Here is an 18,333-nt window from a genome sequence, read left to right on the forward strand (position 1 = left end):
CCCGCTGACATAGGGGTATTGGAGTTGGTAAGGCTCGCCTCGACGATCTTCGCGTGCTGGTTGCCAATGCTGTGGAATATGTTGCCGGAAGACATTCCAGGTCTGCTACTCGGTGGGAATTGTGCTTGGTCGTCCAAGCTCGTGCACAATGATCGTTTCTGGCCGGGCGAAGTGGTCGCCCAACCGGTCAGGAAACGGATGTTCGTCGGTAAATAGGCGCTCTTCTTCGCAATACGCGCAGCCGCCGCGCGAGGGCCACCTTGATAGTTCCAGGTCAAACCGCACCGCGACAAAACGGATCGCCGCCTGCGCTCGCCTTGCACCGCGGGCAACCCGGCCCCGACATGCTGAAGTTACCGACGCGGACTTAACATGTGTCAAGTGGCGCCGGGCCGCCGTCTACGCCTTCAGGGTGTGCGAAATGCGCACAACCTAGACCGATTGAGCAGAAATACGGCGCACGATAGCGATGAACGCCGACTATCGCATCGCCGACAGTGTTAGCATGCACCTCTATTTCGCTGGGGCTAACCTGGCCGGGACTTTTCCGGCTGTGGCGGCGCTGCTCGCGTTCGCCATCGTCGTCGGCAGCGACAATTTGTCGGGCTTTATGAACGACTATCTCGCCTGCGGCCTCGCCTTGGTCGCTTCATGCATTGCCTGGCGCAGCGCCCAGCGGCGTTTGTCAGCCGCGCGCGTCGCGAGATGGTGCGCCACTATGGCTCGGAGTGGAGATAAAGAATCCACTCTTGAGCCTGAATGCGCGGCTTCCCTTCCGCAAGCGCCAAGCGCAGCATTTTTCTCAGGATTGCAGAGCCTTAGAGATCGCAGCCGCCACGCCTTTTCTCTCGTCCTCCAGCTCTTTCAGCAACTTGAGGAGTTCGGGACCGCCCATGTCCTCAATCGCGGCACGCTTATAGCGCTCCACGACCGTCAGCTCAGTCTCTGAAAGGGGCTCCGCCTCATTTTCCGTTGCCATCTCCCGATCCCGTAAACGGCGGGAGCATTTTGGCTCTCAGTCATCGGTAGAGGCCGGTGATACCGAACAGTAGCACGGCGCCAGTAGATTGTCTCTGCAAGCATTGAGGGATTTACCGAGCCGCCGACCGTTGCTGGTCCGCTCCTCTCCGAGCGCTGATCACACTACCATGGAGAGGAGGGCGAGCAACCCGGCGGCCACCACTGCCCAGAGCAGCGCATGCTCTATCCATTGTTATCGCGGGAGCCGACACTTTGTGAGGGCGCGGGCATCATCAGACATGCATATAAATGCAGGAAGTGAGTGTTTGGGAACGGCTGAAGGCCGTCACACTATTGGGTTGGTATGGGTTGATTGCAAAAGATGGCCGAGACTTCGGCCTGCAGGATTGCGATTTCGGTGGCGAGATCTGTTAGATGACGTACGGTTGCTTCGGCGCCGCGCTCGCCTACAAAGAAGAAATGACCGCCCGATACAGTACGCGTGAGACGGCGTGGCAAATCTAACATAAGCGAGCGCAACTGCTCCCAAAGCTGAAGATCGATAGTGGAAAGGTCGGGCCATCCGCTAACGTAGCGCTCGAAGACGTGCTGTGCGTTCAGGAAACCCCAGGTGATTGAATCCGTCAACGCATGACGCGCATCAGAAGGCCGCGTCGGCGCTATTACACCCGTCAGCGGATGGGAACCAAAATCGAAAGTGCCGAGTTCGTCCGTGACATCGGCAACCGAAACGGCCGAGCTGCGCGATCGCAGAAATTGAGGCTCTCCGCGCAGCAGAAGCGGCGTATTTACACGATAGTCGCGTTGATAGACATCTTCGGGGATGATCAGGCGGCCGTTGTCGGCCGCTTGCGCAGCAAGTTCAGCGCACCAATTAGAGTCACGCCTTGGCAGACCGGGCTCATCGGCCGAGAGAGCCCACAAGCCCGCCTCCGTCACCGGTTCGCCCCTCTCGAAGACGGGCACCAAGCCGGGAAACGGAGCGCTCGCAGCGAGCGAGATAAAGCCGATCGGCGGCAAACCGCCGCGGGCGAGCCCTTGACAGACTGCGCGCGCAACTCGACCCGCCATGCTCCAGCCGGCCACGATGACCCGCCGTGGCTCCGGGCTCGGGGCCAAGAGGCTGAGAGTGATCGCGGTCACCGATGCCCCCCAGTCGCTCACGGTCATCTCGGGATAAAGCCGGGGGAAGGTGGGATGATCGCTGGGATAGGAGGCCGCCAGAAGCCCCCATCCGACCTCGCGCAGCCAGAAGTCGAGGAAGTCACGTGGATCCGCCCCCGGATGGCCATATGCGACCCGGGCCAGATGGCCACCGCCAGGCAAGAAAACGACGGTTGGGTTTGTGCCGGTTGGCGGACGCCAAAACACAATCGCAGGAAACGAGCCGCCATTTATAAACAGCTCGTTCGAAAACAGCGTGGCCGCCGATCTTGCGGCGGGCTCTGACATTGTCGGGCAACAGGGAACCACCCCACTTCTCCAATGATGGCGCGACTTGTGTTTCGGGAAAACGGCTCACCAGTTTTCGTGGCTATCCGACCGAGGCTCTGCTCGTCTTCGCGGGCATGGATGATTGCCGCAGGGCGAATGGCACCGCTCACCTTCACTCCGCCGCAACTCTTTCTGCTGCCACTCGACCCTAGCGAGCTAGATTAGGACGCCGATGCATACGGAATCGGTGGTTCGCCCTGCGTCGTGATATGCCATAGAACACGGCGTTCTCGAGAGTCGAACGCCTCTCGTCTATGAAGGGTGTAGCTATTATCGAAAACGAAGAGATCATCGACACCTATCACGTCGCCCCATGTATCGTTATAGGCTTCGACGTATGTCCATAGCAGGTCAGAGATTTTTTCACTCTCTGCGCGCGTCAAGCCCTCGATAAGGCATTGTCGCTGTCGAGGGAGATACAGAGATGGTCTTCCACTATAGGGATTGAGCCGCACGAGCGGAAAGCTGGGCCCAATATGCCGACGATCCGCCCCTTCGGGGAGTGCTGCAATTTGCTCGGCATATTCAGGAGCGAAGTTATACGGCGAATAATGGATACAACTCAGCCGGCTCAAATAGGACGTCAAACAGTGAGGCAGGCGATCATGGACATCAGACAGGTTCATGAAGAAGGTCTTCGGTGGATTTGTTTTGGGCGACTCGCGTCCGTACAAGAACGTCAACTTCACCGGCTGTGGCAGATAGGTGCCGTCGGTGTGCCAGTAATTCTCGGAGGCGCCACCGTCACCGATCGGGCGGCCATCATCATTCGCTACGTTCGAGACGACCTTGATTTCAGGATGGCCAGCCAAATGCGCGCTACTTGGCGCTGCTGCGCGTTTTAGCGTCTTTGTATGGCCGAAGGCTGACGCCAGCCTGACGAAGTCGCTTGGTGACAGATGTTGACCACGAAAGCGAAGCACAAGGTGCGCTTCAAGCGCTTCGCGAAGCGCGGCGACAACGGCGGCGTCTTTCGATTCCGCCAATCTGCGTAGATCGACATTGGCAACGTCCGCGCCGATTGCGGAAGAAAGCTTTGTTATCGTAAACATCGAGTTCCTTTTCTACCATATCCATTTCGGCGCTTGCCGGTAGGGCATTGCCTGTGCATGCGACGAGAGGACAATTTCGATCCCCTCGGTTCGCCTATTATTTGACGGCCCCTCCGGTCAGTCCCTCGACGAACCAACGTTGGGCGCCAAGGAAGGCGATGGTGAGCGGAAGTACAACAACAGTGGATGCGGCCATCAGAGGACCGTAGTCGCTGCCGGCCTCCTCGTTCTTGAAGACCAGAATACCCAGCGGTGGTGGCATCAGGGACTGATCACGCACGGCGATCAGTGGCCAGAACAGGTCATTCCAGTGCGCGACCACCGAGAAGATTGCGAATGCGACCACGGCCGGTAGTGCCATCGGCACCATGACCTTCCAGACGATAGCGAGTTCAGAGAGACCGTCGAGGCGTGCAGCGTGCACGACATCATCCGGAATCGTCTTGAAAAATTGCCGGAACAGGAAGATGCCGAACGGGGAGACGACATAAGGAAGGATCAGCGCGCTGTAAGTGTTGAGAATGCCGAGCTTGTACCCGAGGACGAACAGCGGCAGCGAAAGCACTTGGTGCGGGAGGATCAGACCGAAAAGCACCAAACCGAAAACGAGGTCGCGACCGAAAAATCGCAGTTTTGCAATGGCGTAAGCGCAGGGGGCGCAGAGGAGAATTTGGAAGGCCAGTATGACGGCGCATACCATCACGCCGTTGCCCATGTAGCGGAGCAGCGGCGCTTCAGTCAGGGCTTTTTCATAATTCTCAAAGCCGTAGAATTGCACGGGCCAAAAGGAGAAGGACGCGTGGAACATCTCGCCCGGCGCCTTGATCGATAGCGAGATCATCCACAAGAAGGGAGCGAGTATCAACGCTGCTGTGACGAGTAACACGGCATGACGAAGGATACCGGCAAGCGATGAGAAGCCTTTGACGGAAGTGGCCGCGCTCATTGGTAATGCACCTTCCTATCCATGACCAGGGCGTTAATCAGCGTGAGAGTTCCAACGACGGCGAGAAAGACGACGGCGATAGCGGCGCCATATCCGGTGCGCAGATACTCAAAACTCTCTCGATAGAGAGTGTAGAGCAGCACTTCGGAGGCATCTCCAGGGCCGCCCTGCGTCAGTACCTTCACCGCGTCGAAGCATTCCAAGGCCCGCAGTGTCACGCCAATGACAATGAACATCGAGACTGGCCCAAGCAAGGGCAGAGTGACAGTATGCAGGCGGTCGATCCATAAGTCGGCACCGTCGACATCGGCTGCATCGTAGAGATCTCGCGGGATGGTTTTGAGGCCCGCGAGAAACAGCACCATCGCATAGCCTAGATTTTGCCAAATGCCGAAAGCGCCCAACACCGGCAGGACAGTATTTTCATTGCGCAGCCAGTTGGCGGTCGGAACGCCGATTGCGGCGAAGATCTGGTTCACGAGGCCCATAGTGGGATGCAGCAGCGCCTCCCAGACGATGGCCATCGTCGTGACCGTCGCCATAAAGGGGAGGAAATGGACGGCACGATAGAACGAGCGGCAGGATTTTCTGCTTTCGATCAGAAGTGCAACAACAAGGCCGGTAAGCAGCGTACCCGATACGACGATCAGAACATAGACAGCGGTGTTGGCGAGGGAGGCCCTAAAGGTGGCGTCTTCGAACGCCTCCCGGTAGTTGGCGAGGCCGACGAAGGAAAAAGAGCCCGCTCCGAGCTGCCAGTCGGTAAGCGCGATGAAAAACACCCCAACCACCGGTGCCAAGAATAGCACGAGCAGAAAGAAGACCGCCGGACCGGCCAGCCCGTATCCTGCAAATGCCGCCACAAAGGCTTGCTGACGAGCTGGTGAGATCGCAAGACATCGCCGCGTTAAGGACCGAATATAAGCGTCGGCAAAAACATGAGGCTCGCTCATCGCGCGGCCTCCCGGAACGGAGCGACGTATCTGCAAACAGGATCCGCTTCCCGCCTTAATCGCCGTCCATCCCGTGTAAACAGAAGAATGCGATCCGGTCTCGCGCCGACGTGTAAAGTCTGGCCGGGCGCGATATGTGGCGCTCGCTCGGCGAGCAACCTTGCGACGAGCGGCTGATCGATCCCGGCAAGATTGATATGTACAAAGAGATCTGATCCCATGTGCTCAACCATTCGCACCGAACCTGTCAGCACCCCCTGACCAGCGTGGTCCGTGAGATAAAGAGCTTCTGGACGAATGCCGAGCGAAAGCGGCGTTCCTGCCAGGGCATGGGCTTCGATCGGGATCGTCGAACCAGCCACGTCGATTAGGCCGCGTTCGCGCATCACGCCATCAAGCAGGTTGATCTTGGGTGAGCCGATGAATTCGGCAACGCGGCGATTATCTGGATCGGAATAGATGTTCTGCGGTGGAGCAACCTGCAACAACTCACCATCGAGCATCACCGCGACTCGGTTCGAAAGGGTCATCGCCTCGGTCTGATCATGCGTAACATAGACGAAGGTGCCCCCGAGCCGTTGGTGCAGCTCCTTGATCTCGGCGCGCATCTGCACGCGCAGCTTGGCGTCGAGATTGGATAGGGGCTCGTCCATGAGGAAAACAGCTGGATGGCGCACCATCGCCCGACCGACCGCGACACGCTGGCGCTGGCCGCCCGAGAGCTGCCCCGGTTTGCGCGACAACAAGTGACCGATTCCGAGGGACTTAGCCGTACGGGAGACGTCCAGCCCAATGTCCGCGGCGATCTGCGCCGTTCTAGGCAGAAGACGGCCGAGAAGAGGAAGCCTCTGTAGGGCAGAGAGCCGACGCATCCGCAACGGCAGCGCGATGTTCGACGCGACACTCATATGGGGATAGAGTGCATAGGACTGAAACACCATTGCGATGTCCCGCCGCTTTGGTGGCATTCCATCGACCACGCGCTCGCCGATCGAGACGGAGCCGGCGTCCTGCACCTCAAGTCCAGCCAGGATACGGAGCAGCGTCGACTTACCACAGCCCGACGGCCCCAACAGCGTCAGGAATTCACCATCGGCTATCGACAACGAGACGTTGCGCAGGACGGGCGTCTGACCGTAGGCCTTAAAGATGCTTTCGATCAAAACAGATGCCATTGCATCACTTCCTTGCTGACATGAAACTCTTTGCGCAAGCTGCGGACCTTCAAGACCCATCCTGCTACAGCTGGATGACACGCATCGAATAAGTAGATTAAAGCACCTGCAATATGCGATAACAGTGGTACTGCGGACCTAAACAGTGTGGCCCTAAGCAGCGTCGCGCGAGGTCGCTTGACAACGGATCGGCGCAGCGAGCTAGCCTTGGCCCTGCTTGCCTAAGGAGCGCTCGCGCAATTTCTTCGTCGTGGCCTGGAAAGCGGCTCGAGTCCGGTTGATTTCGTTTTGGACGAGAACATTCACACGCCTGCGCGGCACCAAACCCACAAAGCCGCCGAGTATATTGCTCTTGCTGGTAAGGCGCGGCCGCGAAACTCACCGCCGTCTTCGGCGATGCGACGCAAGTCATCGCAAGTTGCGATAATTTCATTCAACAAACACATATGTCCGTTTTGTTTGCAACTTTGCCAACGAGTAGAAGCCATCAACCATCCTGCGCCACACTTCGGGTCCTCCCTATTGTCTCTCGTTAGCAGCTGTCCGTCCCTCAGAGCCCGAGGCCAGCCGGCGCGAACAGCCGAGCTACGCGAAAATGCGAAGCGGTCACACTCGGCCAAGGCGAACCCGTTGCGCGCGCTTCCGCAACCGCCCCGAACTCCTCGTCGCTAAGCTGAACCAGGCGGAAGGACCATCGTGCCCCTTACCCGGCTCATCTTGCGCTTTTTCCTCCTGCGCCAGTTTGGTCGGCAAAGGCCGGCCGGACGGCAATGTGACGGACTGACAGCCATATTTGCCGTCGTATTTCTACGTGTTTGGACCCCCGTAGTAGTGCCCCGCGGCTTGCAGACTTCGCCCAATATTCGCATCTGCCATGCTTCCTCGCTTGAAGATCTCACCCGCGCCTGCGATCGGATCATCACCGCTTGCACCGCCCAATCTTGAAAGAACTTGGATGTCCCCTGCCAAACGCCTGCGCGCCCGAATGGCCGAAAACGGTCTTGTCCACATTATGGCAGCTCACAGCCCGCTTTCAGCGATCCTCGCGGAGGAAGCCGGCTTCGAGGGGCTGTGGGCCTCCGGTTTCGAACTTTCCGCACTTTATGGCTTGGCTGACATGAGCCTGATCTCGATGGCACAGCATCTGGATATGCTGCGAGCAATCGCTGGGCGCACGACGATCCCGATTGTGGCCGACATCGACACAGGCTATGGCAATGCCATCAATGTCATACATGCGGTTGGCGAGTATGAAAGGGCGGGGGCGAGCGCCGTTGTCATCGAGGACAAGACATTTCCGAAGGTTACAAGTCTTGCTGCGGACAGCCGGCAGCAACTGCTGCGCATCGAGGAATTCCAAGGCAAGATCGAGGCTGCTCTCGCCGCAAGAAGAGATCCAAACTTTCTTGTGATCGCGAGAACCGAAGCGCTCATCGCGGGCTTTGGCGAAGCTGAAGCTTTAGACCGCGCGCAAGCATATGTGAAAGCTGGTGCGGACCTGATCCTGGTCCATTCAAAGAAAAAGGATTCTGGCGAGATCGAAAGCTTTTCCCGCGCTTGGACCGGTTCAGTGCCGCTAGCCATTGTGCCCAATGCTTATCCGGATCTGGATGCCCGTCGGGTCAAGGCGTTGGGCAACGTCCAGATGATGATCTATGGCAATTACGCCATTCGGGCCTCAAGCACGGCCTTGAGAGACACCTTCCGCCGCATCATCGCTGATGGCGGCGTCCAGAACGTCCATAAGGATATCGTACCGGTAGAAGAAATCTTCAGACTGCAGAGAATGGATGAGATTAAGGCAGCTGAAACGCGCTTTCTGCGCTGATGCAGGGCCCGAGGCCGACTCTAACCTCGCCTGATCGGCTGTCGCTGTATCCCTCGGTTGGGCCTGCTCATTCATCGGCCGTTGCAACTCCATTTCGAATGGAGGACCGTGGGCGCCCTCTCAGCCAGCATCTTCGCATTTGGCTCGAGGCCGCTCACGCAAATGGGGCAGTGGAATCGAACGGCTGACGAGCCAGCGGAACGACCAAGCTCCGGTCAGCGCCGGCAAAACCTGCGCCCTCACAAGTGATAGACGGATCGACATGCCAGCGCTGGTGGGCCGCCCCAATAGCGTAGCGAAACCACGATTCGGTGACACGCATTGAATGGTTCGATCGGAAACCTGCAACTTTGTGATGTTTTTATGTAGGGTATAGCCCGTGGTTTGATGACCATCGAAATGGCTGCGTTCGCGCATGAGAGCTCGTGCGCTTGTGGCTTACAATGTGCGCCGGATCCGCGTCGAGCGCGGTATTCCGCAAGAGCAATTGGCCTACGATGCAGGTGTCGATCGCTCCTATATGAGCGGACTTGAGCGCCAACAGGCAAACCCGACAATCGATCTTCTCGATCGCCTTGCCGAGACGCTCGGCGTTGCTGTCTCCGAGCTGTTTGTTCGGCCATCCAAGGGTGCGCCGCCGCCCGCCACCTTACCTAAAGGTCGCAAGCCCAAGGCGGTACGCCGCAAAAGGATCTAGTCCCCCTGACAGGGCCAAGCCGTGGGCACCGATCTGTTTGGTACTGGATCAAGTATGAAAGTGCTCCCACGCGGATTTTGTGCGCAGCCGAGCCTTGATTCGCGGCGATCCCGCTATGGACATCGAATAATGTGATGGATGTTCAATCTGGCGCCGGAGCAGACAATGGCGGCTCAAGACGATGACGTTCCTCTAAATGCCATCCGCGCTTTTGTGATCGTCGCACGCGAAGGCAGCGTCACGCGCGCCGCCAGCAGCTTGGGAACGACTCAGAGCTCGGTCAGCCGCTATTTGTCCGTCCTGCGGGACTATCTCGGTGCGGACCTGATCCAGCGGCGCGGCCGACGCAGTCATTTGACCGAGTTCGGAAGACTATTTGCTAACGCAGTCTCTGAACCGCTCGAGACAGTCGGCTTCACCGCCAAGAGAATGCGGCGGCGGGCGGCCGCGGGCACCAATCGGATTGTCGTTCGCACATCACTATCGACTTTTGCTTCCTCGCTTCTGATCCCAAATCTGCAAGCGTTCTCTGCTGAAGCGGGCGGCGTTATCGTGGACGTCGTCAGCTCGCTGTCGCCGCCGACATCTTCGGATGACTACGACATATTGATTACACGCGACCTTTCCGTCATCGAACCTGCCGATAGCTGGGAGATCTACAATGAGGAGCTGGTATGCGTGGGGCCGCCACATCTGGTCGCGGGCAAAAAGCTCTCGATCGTTCGATCAACGCCGATACTGAACATCACATCTCGTCCCGACATCCTGCCGACGTGGCTGAGGGCGATGAACCTGTCCTCAAACGACATCAGAGCGGGCGCGCGCTATGATCACAACTATCTTGCTCTGCCGGCAGTCATGACAGGAAAATGCCTTCTTGTCGCACCAGAAATCATCGTCAGTGATCTGGTGCGAGGGGGCGCTTTGCAAATCATTCCCGGCTCACGCGCTCCAAGTGGCATGCAATATCGCGCCTATGCGGTGGATCGCAGCGAGCACCCCGAGATCGCTCGTTCTTTTTGCCGCTGGGTTGCTCGTCTTTGCAAGAAGGCGGCGCTAGCTCAGGTTACCTGAAACGCCCCTCCAGGTCTCCTCGATGACGGTGCGCCAGATCGCTGTACCGCCCCATTCATGTCGAGAGGAGCCAACCTGAAAGACAATCCGAACAAGGGGCGGCGTCTTCTTCCGACCAAGATTACCTCTCGGTTGCGGCCATCGGTAGTGTGCGGGAGGTTCTGCAAAAGCTGAGAGGCTGAAGCGGTCATGGTAAGTCCGGTGATTGTGAAGATCGCCGCTCGTAGAGGAGCTTGGACCCGCCATGACCGTGACGAAGATTAGGACGGATGTCGCTGCAGTCAAAGAGTTGTTGAGGTCGGACAAGGAGTTCCTGAAGCCGCTGATCCAGGGTGCGGTGCAGGACATTCTCGAAGCCGAGATGACGGAGACGCTGGGTGCGGAGAAAGGGGAGCGCAGCGAAGGACGGCTTGGCTATCGCTCCGGCTACTATCCCCGCTCGCTGATCACCCGGGTCGGCAAGATCGAGCTGAAGGTGCCGCAGGACCGGCAGGGGCGGTTCTCGACCGAGCTGTTCGAGCGCTACCAGCGCTCGGAGAAGGCGCTGGTTGCGGCCTTGGCCGAGATGTACGTGCAAGGCGTCTCGACGCGGAAGGTCAAGCAGGTCACCGAGGAACTGGTGGGCCATGCCTTCTCGGCCTCTGCGATCAGCGCGATCAACAAGCGGCTGGATGCGTCGCTGAAGGCGTTCTGCGAACGCAAGCTCAAGGAGCCGTTCCCTTATCTGATCCTGGACGCCCGCTACGAGCGCGTTAGGGTCGATGGCATCATCGCGAGCCAGGCGGTGCTGATCGCGATCGGGGTCGACTGGGAGGGCCGGCGTCAGGTGCTTGCGGTCGAGCTTGCCAACCGGGAGAGCCGGTCGAGCTGGAAGGAGTTTTTGGAAGGCCTGAAGGCCCGCGGCCTGCATGGCGTCGAGTTCGTCGTCTCCGACGATCGTCCCGGACTGAAGAAGGCGATCGCCGAAGTGCTGGCCGGTGTGTTCTGGCAGCGCTGCTATGTGCACTTCCTGCGCAACGCGCTCGACTATGTGCCCCGCAAGGTCGACGACGATTGCCTGCTCGAGCTGCGCTGGATGTACGACCGGCGCGATCTTGGCGAGGTGCGGCGCGATCTGGCGGCCTGGCTTGGCAAATGGGGCGGCAAATACCCCAAGCTCACCGGCTGGGTCGAGGACAACATCGAGGAGACCTTGACCTACTTCCGGCTGCCGCTGGTGCACCGCAAGCACATGAAGTCGACCAATATGCTGGAACGTCTCAACGAGGAAATCCGGCGGCGCACCTATGTGGTGCGAATCTTCCCCAATGCCGAGAGCTGTTTACGGCTGGTGCGGGCGCTGACTGTCGAGCGCCATGAGGCCTGGCTCGAGGATCATCGCTATCTCAACATGGATCTGTTGAAGGAGCACGAGAAGGAGGCGTTACGCCAGGCGGCCTGACGATGCTCAGGCCCACCAAGGGGATGCACGCCACCCCTCTCCGCCGCCGTCGCTCGCCAGCGCTACGCTTTTGGGCAAGCGAGCGACGGCGGCTCCGAGGGGATGGCTCGGCCGGACCCCATGATCAATTTTGCTGAACTTGACGCATAGAACTCGGCCATCCCGACGACGAGGGACAGAGGGAGAGATCGGAATAAAGGTCTCCTCCTATCCGCGATCGTGCGATGTCAGAAGAATTGGCTGCAAGGCAGGTATGCCATTGATCGCCCGAGAGCTCATGACCTGCTATTCCTGCGTCTGCCCTTGTGGAGCAATGCGCGGCAGCGAAGGCGCAAGAGGCGCCGCCCCAGCTCAACCAGTCGAATGGTTCGGCTGCGCAGGTCGTTTGTTTTCCAGCCCCGCTCGGCAATACGATGGCTTCCAAACAGACCTTGCGCGATTTGGCGATAGTTATTTCCTTCCTGCCATCCATCCAGTGCGCGCAGCGCGAGGATAAGGCGACGCCGCTTCAAGGCTGGCAAATCAAGAGGAGGCGTTCCGAGCGGCCGATGCTCAAGGGCGAGCCAAAATCGACGTGCGGCCTGCAAGCGAAGCTCGAAATCCGCGTCGACCGGCAGGTCGACCACGACAACAGACCCGCTCGCCGGAAGGCTCTTCAGCCAAAGGCGATGCTTCGCGCCTCCGAGCGGCACGATGGCATGCCAGCCATCCGGCGCGCGACGAACGTCGCTGCCCGTCAGATTGCCGAAATCGATCTGGTAGTTTTTGGGCGCCACGCAGTTGGCCGCCCGCACACGCAGTACGGTCGACAGCACTTCGGGTGCCCAGAAGACTGCTTGCTTGTCGAATGCCTTTTGCGGATCAGCTGGAAAACGAGAGCCCCCACTTCCGTCGCAACTGCTCCGTGGTTGCGCTGGATCGTTGGCGGCGAGACAAGCGCCTATAGTCCTCCTGGTAATCGGGATCTCGGCGCAGCCACTCCCAGGCCACGTCGGCAGCTTCTGCCTTCTTGAGATTGCTGTATGCTTCCTCAGATCTCCAGTCAGTACCCGCCATTGTCGCAACTTCCCCGCAAGATTTCACACGCGAGGAAGCGCACCCCATGATTGTGGCGCTTTCCGGCTGCGTACGTACCGCGTACCGGCCCTGCACGCACTTAATCGATGGAATGATCGTTTTTTGCGATTGCTAGAAATTCCCCCGATCCTGAGAGCGGCGGTGTTCATTGCTTTGGCCAACCGCCACGCAGCAGATCACGATAGCCGTGGCCTGCTAGCCACCTGGCCCGCGTCAGGTGACTTTCGAAGGTGCGTCGCGCACGATCCGGTTCAACGGTCGGGTCAAGCCCAAGCACAACGCGCGCGATTTCGCACCAATCTGCTTTGTCAGCGTCGGCATCCAGAAGTCGCATGTAGGTGACGGCGTGCTCCTTGTCATATGACGTGAGCTCGTGCGCGCTGGGAGCCAGTTCTGCGATCTTCGGGTCGGCCGGCACTGACTGAAACTCCTACCGAACTGAAAATTCTATCGAAATCCGAGCAACGATAACGAACTTAGGGTCATTTTGGTACCGCTCGAATCATCGCGGCCCCTTGTCTTTTTGACCGGCCCCGTAGCCGCGAACGCATATGGAGGCTCCATTCTGTGCATTTGCCCTTTGATCGGCGCTGAATCTGCCCGCAGTCCACGCGGTGGCTGATCGCAGACTTGCCACAGCTGAGGCTGTCCTTCTCTTCACCCTACGGCAACGGAGTGGAGGCCGGTCGTTTACCCGCCGGCTGGTGACGGCCGCAGCCCAAAAGGGCAGCCAAGTGGAAAGAATTCGTTCAATTTTCGAGCTCCAGCTGAACGGTTGTCCTATTTGGTCGCGGCGCCGCCAAAAAGCTGCCGGAAGCTCCGGGGTTATTTTGCTGTCCAGCCAATAGCGAGCTGTCGCGCTGCGAGGTCGCTTGTGATGGGGCCAACGGCATTAAGAAGACAACTCCAGGACATCTGCGTCTCCCCCTGACCTGCTGCGTTCAAGCAATAGTCCGCCGACAGCCAACTGCTTGTGTGGCAGCTTATCATAATAGCTCGGCTATAACCAGTGGTTTCATAGCCGTCAGAATGGCTGGCTTTGCGCATGAACGCTCGTGCGCTTGTGGCCTGGAATGTGCGCCGGATCCGTGTAGATCGCGGCATTCCGCAAGAGCGATTGGCTTATGATGCCGGGATCGACCGCTCGTATTTGGGCGGCATTGAGCAGCAGAAAGAGAACCCGAGCATTGATCTCCTGGACCGTATCGCCATGACCTTAGGCATTCACTTGTCCGAATTGTTCGCTGAGCCGGCCAGGGGTGCGGCGCCTCCCAAACCAATGTCGAGAGGACGCAAGCCGGCCCACCCGTGTCGGAACAGGAGGTAAATATCGAGAGAGCCATTTTTATCGCGAACGACGCGGGCATACGGGCCGGACCGGCTCACGTGCCACTTCGAGTGTGCGGCGGCCATTCTGACCTCCGGCTGCAAAACGGCGCCCAGCGCGATCTGTGCCCAAGTAAGCCAGAGGATCTTCGAGATGAGCGGTTACGCCGCTCACGTAAAATCGATTGACTGGCCGCGTGAGCCCGAGGCTTCCTCTAAGAGTGCGTCCGGAGCTTGCCGACCTAAACTTGCCGCGTCGGCGCAATTCTGGAACAACGAACTCCGTGAACTCCTTGGGCCCGCTCGGAACAATCTCCGGAATCACATGGAATCCATCGGCCGCATATTGAATACGCCACACTAAGTCGTGCTCTCCCGAACGACTGAAGCATCATCGTCACGAAACTCTCGATACCAAAGAACTCAAAAAGCGATGGAAAAGATACAAGTCGAGACGGCAATTTCCGTGACGTTCCCGCTATCGCTGAACAGCTTGACCAAAGGTCGGGTAAAACTCACAAGGGCCGCAGAATACACAACAGTCATCGACAGCATGAGCTTTGCGGCCTTGAACAACCGAAACCCAGAACAGCTTGAGAGCCCATAAAAAAGCTGGTGATAAGCAGTGCGCCAATCGTGAGCAATCGCACAGCTATTCCCATGGCCGCGATGCAATCGTCCCCGAACGGCACAGCAGCCCCGTAAAGAGCATGAAGCCACAGGCAGATAAAATGCCTGTCTTGGTCGCTGGAGCTCCTACCGCATATGACGACATTGTCGCGGTCGTCCATAACGGAATCATCGATAATTTTCGTGAGTTGCGCGCTGAACTTGAGCAGAATGACGCCAGATTTGCTTCCGATACGGACACTGAGGTGGTGACACGGGTCCTGGGCAAGGAGGCGGCGCGAAAATGGCGCTGCAAACCCGATCGATAGTTCAAAGCTCGCGCGAGCCCCCCGAGCACGTCGACAAGACTTGATTCGCACGAAGCGTCAAATTGTAGGCTCGAGAAACAAGCCGCCACGGCCTTTGGAAAAGCCGGCGCAGGCCAGTGTGCCTCCCCGGGGAGCAATCTCATGACGCTGTCACGTATGTACCGATTTCTAGGCCAAGGCTCGCGGCTTCGGTCTGGAAGGCTTGGTTTGCCAACTCCGCTCCGCTGCACGCAGTCGCGCTGAGATTGACAAAGCGCTCTCAACCTCGCGCACCACCGCCCAGGGCCTACGAGCAATGGGCTGTACTTTAACCGCCGACTTTCGGCTCGCGGACCGCCAACGCTCCAGACTGCGCGGCGCCGCGTCCGCGAAACGGACTGTTGTTGGAACGTCTTGCGCACTCTCGATGGCAACTGCCGTCTGCGCATCAAGAGGGAAAAGGACATGATCGATGTAAAACTGCAAAGTGTGCTCTCTTCTCTTGCGCAGCCGGCTAAAGAGCTAGGCGCTCAATCGCCCGGACGGCGGGCGCCAGATGCACGTTACGTGAAGCTAAACACCAATGAGAACCCATTTCCACTACCAACAATGGTATGGCGAACTGCGATCTCGGCGCTCGAACGTCAGTATTTGTATCCGGAAGACGACAACATCGGCTTGAGAGAAGCCGCCGCTGATGCCTACGGCCTCTCAAAGGACCATGTGATCGCCGGCAACGGATCGTCGGAGCTTCTCGCCCTGATCTACAGGGCCTTCCTTGGACCGGGCGACAGCGTCGCAATGATGTCTCCTGGATTCTCGTTCAATCGCAAGCTTGCTCTGTTGCAGAGCGCCAAGCTCCTCGAAGTGTCGTGGAGCGACTCGCATTCGATTCCGATTGACCAGTTGCTCTTCGGTCCGGCAAAGGACGCCAAGTTCATCTTGCTGGCAAATCCCAATAACCCCACCGGTACGTTCGCCCCTATCGCCGATATCGAACGCCTCGTTGCACAGTCTGATCGCTTAATCGTGCTGGACGAAGCCTATGTCGACTTCGCACCGGATAACGGTCTGGGGCTCGTCCGCCGCTATCCCAACCTTCTGCTCCTAAGGACTTTTTCGAAGAGCTATGCGGCAGCAGGCATTCGGGTCGGCTTCGGCCTTGGTCATCCAGAGATTATTAGACGGCTGCGAAACATCCAGAACGTCTTCAACATGAACATCATAGGGCAAGCGGTCGGAGTCAGCATCCTTTCACATCGCGCGGCCTACGAGGAGAATCATAGGCATATCAAGCACGAAAGAGAACGAGTTGCGGCCCAATTGCGTCAATTCGGATTCGGTGTTGCGCCTTCTCATACCAATTTCTTGCTGGCGCGGGTGCCGAATGGACACGACGGCAGGTGGTGGCATGCCGCGCTGGAGAAAGAAGGCATACTCGTTGCGGTCTTTGCAGATGACGGTCTCGACGACTGTATTCGCATCAGCATCGGCACGAAGGAGCAAATGGACTCGTTCTTGACAGCGGTTGCCGCGATCTCCGAGCGTATGAAAAGAGATGGATAGGCAACCGCACGCCGATGTGCGCTCATTTCCCTATACCGCTAATGGAACGAGACGCGATACCCATCGTGCCAAGGCAGGCATCCCATGCAGCTGAGGGCCAAGCGGACGCCAAATGATCGCTTCCCCTGCGGACCCTGCGGACCCTACGGAGCCGAAGCGTCACCACGATGTCGCGCGATCGGCGCCATGGGTACCGAGGGAGGATCAGACCCGACGGTCACGAGATGCGGCGATAACAACTCCGTTCCTTGAGTCTCCAGAAAACGACTACGCGGTCGCCCCAACATGGATTTTTCTGATGACACACAGCAGGAGCACATCGTTGAAGCGATCAATTACTGCCTCGGCCGCTGGGATGCATTTAGTCGCTTCCTTGATGACGGACGGCTTTGCATGTCGACGGATGGTGTTGAGAAGCCCTGCCGTCAGTTCAAGGCAACTTTTTTTGGCTTCTCCTTCCAGGCCGCCACCATCCGCTCGTACGCCTGCTCGACGCGTGCGACGTAGCCAGCTTCCCGCTCACGCAGTTCCTTGATCCAGTAGTCCCGACCCGGGCCAGCCTTGCCATAGGCACGAGGCGCTCCAGCCTTGAGTGCCACCAGTTTCATCGCTGTGAACGCCGGTCGTGCGTAAGCATAATCTTTCCCGGTCGTCAGGACGTGCCAGATCATCACTGCGAGCTTACGTGCCGTCGCGACGGCCGCGACTCCGGGCCCATGCTTCTTCTGCATGCGGTTGAAGAAGGCTCGCAGAGGCCCCGGTGCCGTCTTGGCCGACCAGGCCGCTTCAACCAGCATCTTGCGGGCGTCACGATTGCCCTGTTTCGAGATACGACCATGCCTTGCCGGATGCTCTCCCGATTGCCGAACTCGAGGGGTCAAACCGAAGTAGCTGCTGAGCTTATCCGGTGACTGGAAGCGCGCGATGTCGCCGATCGAGGCCAGCACAGTCGATGCGACGACCGAACTCACGCCGGGGATCGTCATCAGCTTGAGAGCCCGTGGATCGTCCAGAGCCTGCTGGGCCACGACTTTGTCGATCTCCGACAGTTGCTTTGTCACGCGTTCGAGTTCCGCGATCAGACGCCGGAGCATTGCACGCTCCTCCGATGGCAGAGGCAGACTGTCCAGCCAATGCTGTCCGCGCTTACCGAAGAGATAGCCTTTGTAGGGCGGGATGAGGTTGGCATGCAGGATAGCCTTCATGCGTCCCTTAATCCGGATGATCTGCGCCAAGACGCCAGCGCGCTCGGCCATCTGGCGCCGGCGGCTGTAGGTGTCCTCGTCAGCAACCCAGACCTCCGGCAAGAAGCCGGCAGCATGCAACTTTGCCAGGATCCCAGCATCGACCTTGTCGGTTTTGACTCGCGCATAAGCGATCGCCCGAACGAGCCTCGGATTGGCGACCGCGACGCGCTTAACGTGCGCGCGCAGAATACGTTCGACCGCCGCGCTGTTGCCCGTCACCTCGATAACCACCTCATCCTCGAGGCTGAGTGTGTTGGCAAAGGCGACAAGCCGATCGTGGACGAGATCAACGCGCAGCTGTCGGATTATTGTTCCGTCCTCCAGGATCGCCACCTGGGCGAACGATCGGTGGATGTCCATGCCGACGATTTGCATGCTTGGTTCTCCTTTGTCTCAGGAGCCAGTGGCTTGCACGACATCTACGGATCCGCGCTCGCAGCGCAGCCGGGCAAGTCGTAGGGGCGGCCAAGTAACAAAGCGAGCTCACAGCTCATGGTCATGGCGGCCTGCCACCGTTTCGTGCTCCAGCGCCCCTATCCCGGCTTGCACAGACTAATCC

The 18,333-nt window shown here is 58.7% G+C and carries 18 protein-coding genes and 1 pseudogene; 9 read left to right on the forward strand and 10 right to left on the reverse strand.

Annotated elements, in window-relative coordinates; translation table 11 throughout:
* The first annotated feature begins 469 nt into the window (after positions 1 to 469).
* A complete protein-coding gene (locus N2603_RS38160) occupies positions 470 to 949 on the forward strand; it encodes a hypothetical protein (RefSeq protein ID WP_260386227.1) in 480 nt (159 codons plus the stop codon).
* A gap of 362 nt (positions 950 to 1,311) precedes the next feature.
* Here the strand turns inward: N2603_RS38160 and N2603_RS38165 are convergent, their stop codons facing one another.
* The 5 genes from N2603_RS38165 to N2603_RS38185 form a co-directional block, all read right to left on the reverse strand.
* Positions 1,312 to 2,433: a hypothetical protein gene (locus N2603_RS38165; protein WP_260386228.1), complete on the reverse strand. Its 1,122-nt coding sequence runs from the start codon at positions 2,431 to 2,433 to the stop codon at positions 1,312 to 1,314.
* A 203-nt stretch (positions 2,434 to 2,636) separates the two neighbouring features.
* The gene (locus N2603_RS38170; protein WP_260386229.1) at positions 2,637 to 3,527 is read right to left on the reverse strand and encodes a TauD/TfdA dioxygenase family protein; all 891 of its coding nucleotides are present in this window, start codon (positions 3,525 to 3,527) and stop codon (positions 2,637 to 2,639) included.
* A 97-nt stretch (positions 3,528 to 3,624) separates the two neighbouring features.
* Positions 3,625 to 4,473, reverse strand: a complete 849-nt coding sequence (locus N2603_RS38175; RefSeq protein WP_260386230.1) for a carbohydrate ABC transporter permease — start codon at positions 4,471 to 4,473, stop codon at positions 3,625 to 3,627.
* Positions 4,470 to 5,426: a carbohydrate ABC transporter permease gene (locus N2603_RS38180; RefSeq protein WP_260386231.1), complete on the reverse strand. Its 957-nt coding sequence runs from the start codon at positions 5,424 to 5,426 to the stop codon at positions 4,470 to 4,472. The genes N2603_RS38175 and N2603_RS38180 overlap by 4 nt, the downstream gene beginning before the upstream one ends.
* The gene (locus tag N2603_RS38185) at positions 5,423 to 6,601 is read right to left on the reverse strand and encodes an ABC transporter ATP-binding protein (protein WP_260386232.1); all 1,179 of its coding nucleotides are present in this window, start codon (positions 6,599 to 6,601) and stop codon (positions 5,423 to 5,425) included. Before N2603_RS38185 ends, N2603_RS38180 begins: the two co-directional genes overlap by 4 nt.
* Before the next feature lie 955 nt (positions 6,602 to 7,556).
* Between N2603_RS38185 and N2603_RS38190 the strand changes: the two genes are divergently transcribed.
* A complete protein-coding gene (locus tag N2603_RS38190) occupies positions 7,557 to 8,429 on the forward strand; it encodes an isocitrate lyase/phosphoenolpyruvate mutase family protein (RefSeq protein WP_260386233.1) in 873 nt (290 codons plus the stop codon).
* 120 nt (positions 8,430 to 8,549) lie between these two features.
* Here the strand turns inward: N2603_RS38190 and N2603_RS38195 are convergent, their stop codons facing one another.
* Complete coding sequence (locus N2603_RS38195; RefSeq protein WP_260386234.1) at positions 8,550 to 8,846, reverse strand: hypothetical protein; 297 nt, start codon at positions 8,844 to 8,846, stop codon at positions 8,550 to 8,552.
* On the opposite strand from N2603_RS38195, the gene N2603_RS38200 reads away from it, so the two are divergent.
* The 3 genes from N2603_RS38200 (at position 8,845) to N2603_RS38210 (ending at position 11,641) form a co-directional block, all read left to right on the forward strand.
* The gene (locus N2603_RS38200) at positions 8,845 to 9,126 is read left to right on the forward strand and encodes a helix-turn-helix domain-containing protein (protein ID WP_260386235.1); all 282 of its coding nucleotides are present in this window, start codon (positions 8,845 to 8,847) and stop codon (positions 9,124 to 9,126) included. The genes N2603_RS38195 and N2603_RS38200 overlap by 2 nt on opposite strands.
* A gap of 165 nt (positions 9,127 to 9,291) precedes the next feature.
* Positions 9,292 to 10,200 (forward strand): LysR family transcriptional regulator, encoded by a 909-nt coding sequence (locus tag N2603_RS38205; protein WP_260386236.1) that lies wholly within the window; start codon positions 9,292 to 9,294, stop codon positions 10,198 to 10,200.
* A 244-nt stretch (positions 10,201 to 10,444) separates the two neighbouring features.
* Complete coding sequence (locus tag N2603_RS38210; protein WP_260386237.1) at positions 10,445 to 11,641, forward strand: IS256 family transposase; 1,197 nt, start codon at positions 10,445 to 10,447, stop codon at positions 11,639 to 11,641.
* 275 nt (positions 11,642 to 11,916) lie between these two features.
* On the opposite strand, the gene N2603_RS38215 is transcribed toward N2603_RS38210, so the two are convergent.
* The 3 genes from N2603_RS38215 to N2603_RS38225 all read right to left on the reverse strand — a co-directional run bounded on the left by N2603_RS38215 (position 11,917) and on the right by N2603_RS38225 (position 13,136).
* Positions 11,917 to 12,456, reverse strand: coding sequence for a DUF2285 domain-containing protein (locus N2603_RS38215; RefSeq protein WP_260386238.1), 540 nt, complete (start codon positions 12,454 to 12,456; stop codon positions 11,917 to 11,919).
* Between the two features lie 46 nt (positions 12,457 to 12,502).
* Entirely contained in the window at positions 12,503 to 12,745 is a 243-nt protein-coding gene (locus N2603_RS38220) for a transcriptional regulator domain-containing protein (protein ID WP_311740782.1), read from the reverse strand.
* 118 nt (positions 12,746 to 12,863) lie between these two features.
* On the reverse strand, positions 12,864 to 13,136 hold the full coding sequence (locus tag N2603_RS38225) for a DUF2285 domain-containing protein (RefSeq protein ID WP_260386240.1): 273 nt from the start codon (positions 13,134 to 13,136) through the stop codon (positions 12,864 to 12,866).
* A gap of 627 nt (positions 13,137 to 13,763) precedes the next feature.
* Between N2603_RS38225 and N2603_RS38230 the strand changes: the two genes are divergently transcribed.
* The 4 genes and pseudogenes from N2603_RS38230 (at position 13,764) to N2603_RS38245 (ending at position 17,034) form a co-directional block, all read left to right on the forward strand.
* The gene (locus N2603_RS38230; protein ID WP_084299066.1) at positions 13,764 to 14,045 is read left to right on the forward strand and encodes a helix-turn-helix domain-containing protein; all 282 of its coding nucleotides are present in this window, start codon (positions 13,764 to 13,766) and stop codon (positions 14,043 to 14,045) included.
* A 769-nt stretch (positions 14,046 to 14,814) separates the two neighbouring features.
* Positions 14,815 to 14,937: pseudogene (locus N2603_RS38235) on the forward strand (hypothetical protein); the annotation flags it as partial.
* 489 nt (positions 14,938 to 15,426) lie between these two features.
* Positions 15,427 to 16,527, forward strand: a complete 1,101-nt coding sequence (gene hisC, locus N2603_RS38240) for a histidinol-phosphate transaminase (protein ID WP_260386241.1) — start codon at positions 15,427 to 15,429, stop codon at positions 16,525 to 16,527.
* 285 nt (positions 16,528 to 16,812) lie between these two features.
* Positions 16,813 to 17,034 (forward strand): IS66 family transposase, encoded by a 222-nt coding sequence (locus tag N2603_RS38245; protein ID WP_260386242.1) that lies wholly within the window; start codon positions 16,813 to 16,815, stop codon positions 17,032 to 17,034.
* Here N2603_RS38245 and N2603_RS38250 read toward each other — a convergent pair.
* Entirely contained in the window at positions 16,953 to 18,134 is a 1,182-nt protein-coding gene (locus N2603_RS38250; protein WP_260424356.1) for an IS110 family RNA-guided transposase, read from the reverse strand. The genes N2603_RS38245 and N2603_RS38250 overlap by 82 nt on opposite strands.
* Positions 18,135 to 18,333: the final 199 nt, after the last annotated feature.

This window comes from Bradyrhizobium huanghuaihaiense, assembly GCF_025200885.1.
Taxonomy (GTDB): Bacteria; Pseudomonadota; Alphaproteobacteria; order Rhizobiales; family Xanthobacteraceae; genus Bradyrhizobium; species Bradyrhizobium huanghuaihaiense.